The sequence below is a fragment of the Micromonospora sp. WMMD1120 genome (assembly GCF_029626235.1).
GTDB lineage: Bacteria > Actinomycetota > Actinomycetes > Mycobacteriales > Micromonosporaceae > Micromonospora.
Map to the genome: position 1 here is coordinate 6,549,110 of NZ_JARUBO010000005.1, position 10,454 is coordinate 6,559,563.

Genomic DNA, 10,454 nt, shown 5'->3' on the forward strand with positions numbered 1-10,454 from the left:
TCCACTCGGTCGCGTGGTGGCCGGATCAGGTGGCGGGGGCGTCGTCGCGGCGCAGCGCGATGCCGAGGCCGTCGGTGATGAAGTCGAGGACCTCGGCGGTGCTGGCGGTGGCGAGGTCGGCGTGGGTCGGGGCGGCGGCGCCGTCCGAGCCCCGGGGGTCGGTCATGGCGCGCAGCGTCGCGGTCACCCCGGCCCGCTCCTCGGCGGACAGCTCCATCCCGGCGAGCACGTCGCGCAGCCGGTGCAGCTCCCCCAGCACCTGCTGGTAGTCCGGGACGGCGGGAGGTGGCGCGAGCCGCTGGTGCAGGTGGACGGCCAGCGACCGCGGGTCCGGGTAGTCGAAGATCGCGGTGGCCGGGAGCCGGATGCCGGTACGCTCGGCGAGCCGGTTACGCATCTCCACGGCGGTCAGCGAGTCGAACCCGAGGTCGCGGAAGGGCAGTCCGAGAGCGATCTCACCGGGGTCGGTGTGCCCGAGCACCTGCCCGGCGACGGCACGGACGAGGTCGAGCAGGAGCGCGTGCTGCTCCTGCTCGGACCGGCCGGCCAGCCGCTCGGCCAGCGACTCGGCCGGGGCCGGACCGGGGGCCGCCGGTCGTGCCGGCCCGCCGGCCAGGTCGGCGAGCAGCGGAGGGGTGCCGGCCAGCGCCCGGAGCGCGGCCCGGTCGAGCCGCAGCGGAACGACCACCGGGTCGACGGCCCAGAGCGCGCTGTCGAACGCCGCCAGTCCCTCCTCGACGGTGGTCGGCCGCAGGCCGAACCGGGTGATCCGGCGGCGGTCGGCGTCGCCCATCCCGGCCGTCATCGCGCTGGTCTCGGCCCACAAGCCCCAGGCGATGGAGACCCCGGGCCGCCCGGCCGCGCGCCGCCGGGCGGCCAGCGCGTCCAGATACGCGTTGGCCGCCGCGTAGTTCGCCTGTCCGGCCGTGCCGAACAGGCCCGCCGCCGAGGAGAACAGCACGAAGGCGACCAGGTCGGCGTCCGAGGTCAGTTCGTCCAGATGGCGGGCGGCGTCCGCCTTGGGCTTGAGTACGGCTGCCAGCCGCTGCGGGGTGAGTGCCTCGACCACGCCGTCGTCCAGCACGCCGGCGGTGTGCACCACAGCGGTGAGCGGGTGCGCGGCGGGAACCTGGGCCAGCGCCTCGACCAACTGCTCGCGGTCGGCCACGTCGCAGGCCAGCGACCGGACCCGCACCTGCGGCGGCAGTCCGTCGACGACGGCCGGACGGCGGCTGAGCAACAGCAGGTGCCGGACGCCGTGCTCGGCGACCAGGCGTCGGACCACCAGCGCGGCCAGGGTGCCGCTGGCGCCGGTGACCAGGACGGTGCCGTTCGGGTCGAGCCGTCGACCCGGCGCGTCGGCGGTGGGGGTGGCGACGGCGCGGGTGAGCCGGGGCGCGTACGCCGTACCGGCGCGGACGGCGACCTGCGGCTCCTCGGCGGCGACGGCTACCGCGAGCGCCGCGTCGGTCGACTCGTCGAGGTCGGCCAGCAGCAACCGGCCGGGGTGCTCGCTCTGGGCGGAGCGGACCAGGCCCCAGACCGCGGCGGTGACCGGGTCGGGCACCTCCATGAGCGTGCCCCTGGTGACCACGGCCAGCCGGCGGCCGGCGGGCTCGGTGTCGGCCAGGAAACTCTGCACCCGCGCGAGCAGCCCGCTGAGCGTGGGGAGCAGCTCGCCGCCGGGTTCGACGTGGACCACGTCCGGCAGCTGGGCCGCGACGTCGGCGGGGGCCGGCCGCCGGACGTCGGCGGGGACCGGCCGCCAGCGCAGCCGCAGACCGTCGGCCGCGCCGGCCGGGGCGCCGACGGACAGGGGCCGGACGCTCAGCGACTCGGCGCGCAGCACGGGTCGCCCGGCGGGGTCCACGGCGGTGATCGAGTACGTGTGCTCGCCCACCGGGCTGAGTCGCACGCGCAACGCGGTGGCCCGGGTGGCGCTCAGGGTCACCCCGGTCCAGGAGAACGGCACACCGACGTCGGCGCCCTGCGCGTCGGCCCGCAGGTGCAGGGCGTGCAGCGCCGCGTCCAGCAGGGCGGGGTGGATGCCGAAGGTCTCCGCCTCGACGGGAAGCACGACCTCGGCGTAGAGGTCGTCGCCGTCGCGCCAGGCCGCGTTGAGCCCCCGGAACGCCGGCCCGTAGCCGTAACCGCGGCCGGTGAGGTCGTCGTACAGGCCGGTCACCGGCAGGGCTTCCGCGCCGGGCGGGGGCCACTCGTCGAGCCGCACCCCGGTGTTGCCGGCCGCCGGGCTGAGGGTGCCGGTGGCATGCCGGACCGCGTCTCCGCCACCCGGCGTGGCCGACGCGTAGACGTCCACGCTGCGGGCGCCGGCCTCGTCCGCCTGCCCCACGACGACCTGCACGTACACCGGTTCCCCGTCGGTGAGCGCGAGCGGCGCGGCCAGGGTCAGCTCGGCCACCGTCGGGCAGCCCACCTCGACGCCGGCGCGCAGCGCCAGATCGAGCAGCGCGGTTCCGGGCAGCAGCGCCGAGTCGCCCACCGCGTGATCGGCGAGCCAGGACCGGGTGCCGGGCACGATCCGTCCGGTGAGGACCGCGCCGCCACGCTCGCCGCCCACCGCGACGGCGGCGCCGAGCACCGGGTGCCCGGCGTCGTTCAGCCCGGCGGACCGCAGGTCGGTCCTGCTCCCGGTGGCGTCGAGCCAGTACCACTGCCGCTGGAACGGGTAGCCGGGCAGTTCGACGCGACGGGCGCCGGGCAGACCTCGCTCCCACGGCACCGGGACGCCGTGCGCGTGCAGTCGCGCCAGGGCGACCGGCACGGCCAGCGCCTCGGGTCGCCCACGGGTCAGGGTGGCGGTGGCGAGGACGGCGTCGTCGTCCAGGGTCTCGTGCACCATCGGGGTGAGCACGGCATCGGGGCCGAGCTCCAGGAACGTGGTGACACCGAGGTCGTGCAGGGCCCGCACACCGTCGGCGAAGCGTACGGGCCGGCGCACGTGCTCGGTCCAGTACGCGGCGGTGCGGATGTGGTCCGGGTCGGCCGGGGCGCCCGTCACGTTGGAGATCACCGGGATCGACGGCGGGCGCAACGACAACCCCGCCACCTCGGCGGCGAACTCGGCGAGCATCGGCTCGACGTGCGGCGAGTGGAAGGCGTGCGAGACGGTGAGCCGCCGGGTGCGGTGCCCGGCCACGCGCAACCGCTCGCCCAGCGCGAGCACCCCGGGCTCGTCCCCGGAGACCACCACCGACCGCGGGCCGTTGACGGCGGCGATCTCGACGCCCGGCAGGCCGGTGGACGCCAACTCGGCGCGGACCTCGTCCTCGCTGGCGGAGATCGCCACCATCGCGCCGCCGGTCGGTAGTGCCTGCATCAGCCGACCGCGCGCGGCGACCAGGGCACAGGCGTCCGCGAGCGTGAAGACTCCGGCGGCGTACGCGGCGGTGATCTCCCCGAGGGAGTGTCCGATCAGGTGGTCGGGGCGCACCCCGGCCGCGCCGACCATCTCCAGCAGCCCCACCTCGACCGCGAACAGCGCGGCCTGGGCGTACCTGCTCTCGGCCAGCAGGGCCGCGGCGGGGCTGCCCTCGGCGGCGAGGACGACCTCCCGCAGCGGGCACCCGGCGTCCCCGGCCAGCCGCGCGTCCACGGCCGCGCACACCTCGTCGAAGGCGGCGGCGAAGACGGGGCTGCGGTCGTAGAGGTCCCGTCCCATGCCGGGCCGCTGCGCCCCCTGCCCGGGGAAGACGAACGCCAGCGCGCCGCCGCCGGGCCGGTCGGCGCCGGTGATGACGGTGTCCGACTCCCGGCCCTCGACCAGCGCCGCGAGCCCGGCGCGGAGTTCGTCGCGGTCGACGCCGAGGATCACCGCCCGGTGGGCGAGGGCCGGACGGCCCGCCGCGAGGGTGAGGGCGACGTCGTGCGGTTCCGGCGCGTCATCCGCGCCGACCCGGGCGAGCAGCCGCGCCGCCTGGTCGCGCAGACCCGCTGGCGTACGGGCGGACAGCACCCAGGGCAGCACGGTCTCGCCGGATGTCGGGGTGGGGGTGTCCGCGGCGGGCGCCTCTTCGATGATGACGTGCGCGTTGGTGCCGCTGATGCCGAAGGAGGACACCCCGGCACGGCGCGGTCGGCCGGTCTCCGGCCAGGGCTGCGCCGCGTCGAGCAGGGCGACAGCGCCGGCCGCCCAGTCGACGTGCGGCGACGGGGTGTCGGCGTGCAGGGTGCGGGGCAGGTGCCCGTGCCGCAGCGCGAGGATCATCTTGATCACGCCGGCGACCCCGGCGGCGGCCTGGGTGTGGCCGATGTTCGACTTCAACGACCCCAGCCACAGCGGCCACCCCTCGGGACGATCCTGCCCGTACGTCGCCACCAACGCCTGCGCCTCGATCGGATCACCCAACGTCGTCCCCGTACCGTGACCCTCCACCACGTCCACATCCGCGGCCGTCAACCCCGCGGCCGCCAACGCCTGCCGAATCACCCGCTGCTGCGACGGACCATTCGGCGCCGTCAACCCGTTCGACGCGCCGTCCTGATTCACCGCGCTGCCGCGGACCACGGCGAGCACGGGGTGCCCGTTGCGACGCGCCTCGGACAGTCGCTCGACCACCAGCATGCCGACGCCCTCGGACCAGCCGGCCCCGTCGGCGTCCGCGGAGAACGCCTTGCACCGGCCGTCCGGGGACATGGCCCGCTGTCGGGAGAACTCGACGAACGTGGTCGGGGTGCCCATCACCGTGGCGCCACCGGCGAGCGCCAGGGTGCACTCGCCGTTGCGGATCGCCTGTGCGGCCAGGTGCAGTGCGACAAGCGAGGACGAGCAGGCGGTGTCGACGGTCAGAGCGGGGCCCTCCAGCCCCAGCACGTACGCGACACGTCCGGACGCGACGCTCCCCGCGCTGCCGGTGATCCGGAATCCCTCCAGGTCGGCCATCGGCTCGTGCATCGGCGGGCCGTAGTCGAGCGCCATGGCGCCGACGAACACTCCGACCCGCTCGCCGCGCAGCCGGGCCGGGTCGATGCCGGCGCTCTCGACGGCGTGCCAGGACGCCTCCAGGACGAGGCGTTGCTGCGGGTGCATCGCGGTGGCCTCGCGCGGGCTGATGCCGAAGAATCCGGCGTCGAAGTCGCCGGCCCCGCTCAGGAAGCCGCCCCGGCGGGCGTAGCTGGTGCCGATGTGGTCCGGGTCCGGGTCGTACAGCGAGGCGAGATCCCAGCCACGGTCGGCGGGGAACTCGCTCGTGGCGTCGACGCCGTCGCTCAGCATCCGCCACAGGTCGCCCGGTGACTCGACCCCGCCGGGCAGCCGGCACGCCATCCCGACCACGACGATCGGGTCGTCGTCGGCGGCGGCCGGGGCGGGTGCCGCGCCGGCGACGGCCGGCGTGCCCAGCACCAGCGTCCGGAGGTGATCGACCACCGTGTCCGGGGCCGGATAGTCGAAGATCAGCGTACCGGGCAGCCGCAGGCCGGTGGCCTGTTGCAGGCGTTGCCGCAGCTCCAGTCCCGTCAGCGAGTCGAAGCCCAGCTCCTTGAACGGCCGTCGGGCGTCCACCGTCCCGGCGCCGGCGTGGCCGAGCACCAGCGCGACCTGCTCGGTGACCACGTCACGCAGCGCGGCGTCGCGGCGGGACTCGTCGAGGGCGGCGATCCGCCGCAACCACGCCGTACCCGCGTCGGCGGCGACGGAGGAGGTACGGTTCGCCGGGCTTCGCACCAGCCCGGCGAAGATCGGTGGCAGGTCGCTCAGGGCGGCGCGGGCCCGCAGGGCGGGCAGGTCGAGCCGGGCCGGGACCGCCACCGGCGGGTCCACGGCCAGCGCCTTGTCCAGCAGCGCGAGGCCCTGTTCCGGGGACATGACGGCCATGCCCAGGCGGGACAGCCGGGCCAGGTCGGCGCGGCTCAGGTGTGCGGTCATCGCGCTGGCCGTGGCCCACAGACCCCAGGCCAGTGAGATGCCCGGCAGGCCCTGTGCCCGGCGGGTCTGGGCCAGTCCGTCGAGGTATCCGTTCGCCGCCGCGTACGCCGCCTGCCCCGGGGAGCCCAGCAGCCCGGCCGCGGACGAGAACACCACGAAGGCGTCCAGGTCGCGGTCGCGGGTCAGCTCGTCCAGCCAGCGGGCGCCGTCCACCTTCGGACGTAGCACAGCGTCCAGCCGCTCGGGGGTGAGCGCGGTGACCACGCCGTCGTCCAGCACCCCGGCGGCGTGGAAGACTGCCGTCACCGGGTGCTCGGCGAGAACCGACGCCAGCGCGTCCCGGTCGCCGACGTCGCACGCCACCCGGATCACCTCCGCGTCCAGGTCGCCCACCTCGGCCTCGCCGCTGCGGCTGAGCAACACCAGCTTGCCCACCCCGTACGCGGAGACCAGGTGCCGGGCGAGCAGACCGCCGAGCGCGCCCGACGCGCCGGTGATCAGCACGCTCCCGGCGGTGCTCCAGCGGTCCCCGCCGGCGTCGGTGGGCACGAGCCGCGGCGTCAGCAGCTCACCGCCGGCCACCGCGCTCTGCGGCAGCCCGGAGTCCACCGCCCGGACCACCTCGTCGTCGCCGTCCGCGTCCACCAGCACGAAGCGGTCGGGGTGCTCGGCCTGGGCGGAGCGCACCAGGCCCCACACCGCGCAGGCGAGCCCGTCGCCGTCCCGGACACCGGTGGTGACGACCGTCAACGGCCGGTCCTCGGCGATGGCGCGCTGCACGGCGGCCAGCACCTCGCCCACTGCGGCGCGCACGTCCACGCCGGGCGGCACGCGCAGCACCTCCGCGTCGGTGGGGACCGTGACCGACGTGGGCCGGGTCGGCGACCACCGCACCTCGTACAGGGGGTCGCCGCCGGCAGCGGCGTGCAGCGCCGCCTCCAGGCGGGAACGGTCGACCGGGCGGGAGGTCAACGCCGCGACCGACACCACCGGCTCGCCGTGGCTGTCGACGGCGTCCACGCGCAGGGCCGAACCGGCGGTCGGGCTCATTCGGACCCGTACCGGCGAGCCGCCGCCCCCGCCGAGACCGACACCGGCGAAGGTGAACGGGAGGTCGACCGGGGCGCCCTCGTCCCGGCCGAGCAGGCCGCCGTGCAGCAGGGCGTCGAACAGTGCCGGGTGGATGGCGTACCCGCCCTGGTCGTCCTCGACGGTGACCTCGGTCCACAGATGGTCGGCGTCCCGCCAGGCGGCGGTGACACCCTGGAAAAGGGGGCCGTAGTCGTAGCCCAGGTCGGCCAGCCGGCGGTAGAGATCGGCGATCGGCACCGGCTGGGCGCCGGGCGGTGGCCACGCGGCCGGGAACGGATCGGCGGGCTCCGCGCCGGTGGCCATCCGACCCCGGGCGTGGCAGGTCACGCCGTCGTCCCCGCCCGTAACGGAGTAGACGGCGACGTCACGGCGGCCGTCCTCGCCGGCGGGGCCGACGGTGAGCTGGATCCGTCTGGTGGCGGCATCGGCCAGCACGAGCGGCGCCTCCAGGACGAGTTCGTCCACCACCGGGCACCCGACCCGCTCCCCGGCGCTGAGCGCCAGCTCGACGAGCGCCGCGCCGGGCACCGTGACGACGCCGAAGACCGCGTGGTCGGACGTCCACGGTTGGGCGTCCGCCGCGACGCGGCCGGTGAACAGCCACTCGTCCCGGTCACCGAGCCGCACGACGCCGGTCAGCACCGGGTGGGTGATCCGGGTCAGCCCGGCCGCGGCCAGGTCGCCGGCCGCCGCGCCGGGCAGCAGCCAGTAGCGTTCGCGTTGGAACGCGTACGTCGGCAGCGGCGCGCGCCGTGCGGGGGTGCCCGCGTAGTAGGCGGCCCAGTCGAGCGACGCCCCGGCGACGTGCGCCTCGGCGAGCGACCGGGCGAAGCGTTCCGGTCCGCCCTCGTCGCGGCGTAGCGAGCCGACGACGGACACCCGGTCCTCCGCGCCGGCTGCCGCCGCGGTCTCCTGCACCGCCACGGCCAGCACCGGGTGCGGGGACACCTCCACGAAGCACGTGGCGCCGTTGTCGACGAGAGCCCGGATGGCGGGCCCGAAGCCGACCTGGCCACGTAGGTTGCGGTACCAGTAGCCGGCGTCGAGGTGGGCGGTGTCGGTGAACCCGCCGGTCGTCGTGGAGTAGAACGGGATCTCCCCGGCGCGCGGCGCGAGCTGAGCCAGGTCGCGCAGCAGGTCCGCCTCGATGGCCTCCACGGCCGCCGAGTGCGAGGCGTAGTCGACCGGGATCCGCCGAACCCGGACGCCGTCGCGTTCGCAGTCGGCCACCAACTCGTCCAGGGCGTCCGCGGCGCCGGCCAGCACCGTCGTCGTGGGGCTGTTCACCGCCGCCACGGACACCCGCCCGGCGTACGTTCCGAGGCGCGCCTCGGCCTGCTGCGCGCCGAGGGCCACGGAGACCATGCCGCCGTGGCCGGCCAGCCTGTCCCGGATCGCGCGGCTGCGCAGCGCCACCACCCGGACCGCGTCGTCGAGGGTGAGGCCACCGGAGACGTACGCGGCGGCGATCTCACCCTGGGAGTGGCCGACCACGGCGACCGGACGGACTCCGTACGACTGCCACAACCGGGCCAGCGACACCAGCACCGCGAACAGCGCCGGCTGTACCACGTCGACGCGGTCCAGCGACGGCGCGCCGGGCCGCCCCCGCAACACGTCCTCCAGGTTCCAGTCGACGTATCGGGACAGGGCAGCGCCGCACGCCTCGATCTCGGCGGCGAAGACCGGGGCGGAGTCGAGCAGGCCGACGGCCATCCGTTCCCACTGGGCCCCCTGACCGGGAAAGACCAGCACGACGCGGTCGCCGCCGGCGGCGCCCTCGACCACGGAGCCGGCGGAGTGTCCGGCGGCGAGGTCGGCGAGAGCGTCCAGCAGCTCCGCGCGGCTGCCGGCGAGGATCGCTGCCCGGCGGGTCAGGTGGGCACGGCCGGTCGCCAACGCGTACCCGGTGTTCAGCAGGCTCAGGTCGGGGCGCGCGACGAGGTGCGCGCGCAGCCGGGCCGCCTGCTCGCGCAGCGCCGCGTCACCACGACCCGAGACCAGGATCGGTACGACGGCCGGCGCGCGACCGTCGGCGCGGGCCGGCTCGACCGCCGGGGGTTCCTCGACGATGACGTGGGCGTTGGTGCCGCTGACGCCGAACGACGACACCCCCGCGCGTCGGGGCTGGTCGCCGGGCGGCCAGGGCTCGGCCTCGGTGAGCACCCGGACGGCGTCGCCGTTCCAGCCGACGTGTGACGAGGGGGTGTCGACGTGCAGGGTGCGGGGCATCAGGTCGTGCCGCATCGCCTGGACCATCTTGATGAGGCCGGCAACCCCGGCGGCCGCCTGGGAATGGCCGATGTTGGACTTGATCGAGCCGAGCCGCAGCGGGCCGCGCTCGCGCTCGCGCCCGTACGTGGCCAGCAACGCCCGTGCCTCGATCGGGTCGCCGAGTCGGGTGCCGGTGCCGTGGCCCTCCACCAGGTCCACGTCGGACGGGCCGAGGCCCCCGTCGGTGAGGGCCTGCCTGATGACGCGCTCCTGCGACGGACCGTTGGGCGCGGTGAGACCGTTGCTGGCGCCGTCCTGGTTGACGGCGCTGCCTCGGATGAGCCCGAGCACCTGGTGGCCGTTGCGGCGGGCGTCGGAGAGCCGTTCGAGGACCAGCAGGCCGGCTCCCTCGGACCAGCCGGTGCCGTCGGCGGCCTCCGCGTACGACTTGCACAGCCCGTCCGCGGAGAGTCCGCGCTGGCGGCTGAACTCCACGAAGATGTTCGGCCGGGCGAGAACCGTGACGCCTCCGGCCAGGGCCAGCGAGCACTCCTGCGCGCGCAGCGCCCGGGTGGCGAGGTGGATCGCGACGAGGGAGGACGAGCAGGCGGTGTCGACGCTGACCGCCGGGCCCTCGAAGCCGAAGGTGTAGCTGACCCGCCCGGAGGCGACGCTGCCGGCCGAGCCGATGCCGAGGTAGCCCTCGATCTCGGGGCGACGGTCGCTCTGCCCGGCCACGTAGCCGTAGTCGGAGTAGATCACTCCGCAGAACACGCCGGTGCGCGAACCGCGCAGGGCGGTGAGGTCGAGCCCGGCGTCCTCGAACGCCTCCCAACCCAGTTCGAGCAGCAGGCGTTGTTGCGGATCGATCGCCTGGGCCTCGCGGGGGCTGATGCCGAAGAACTCGGCGTCGAACTCCCCCGCCCGGTCAAGGAAGCCACCGTTGCGGGTGTACGTGGTGCCCGTGTGGTCCGGGTCCGGGTGGTACAGGTTCTCCAGGTCCCAGCCACGGTCGGTGGGAAACGGTGAGATGCCGGAGCGCTCCTCGGCGACGATGCGCCAGAGGTCGTCGGGTGAGCTGACACCGCCGGGGTAGCGGCAGCTCATGCCCACGATGGCGATGGGCTCGCCGGCCTGGTCCTCGAGTTCGCGCAGCCGCGCGCGGGTCTCGGCGAGGTCGGCGGCGACCTTCTTCAGGTAGCGGACCAGCTTCTCCTGCTGCGGGTCCGTGACGTCGGCGCTCATGGAACCGTCTCCCCCC

Annotated in this window: 1 protein-coding gene; it reads right to left on the bottom strand. The window is 75.6% G+C overall.

The features are described from left to right. Positions 1 to 25 precede the first annotated feature (25 nt). The gene (locus tag O7634_RS29375; RefSeq protein WP_278153381.1) at positions 26 to 10,438 is read right to left on the bottom strand and encodes a type I polyketide synthase; all 10,413 of its coding nucleotides are present in this window, start codon (positions 10,436 to 10,438) and stop codon (positions 26 to 28) included. Positions 10,439 to 10,454: the final 16 nt, after the last annotated feature.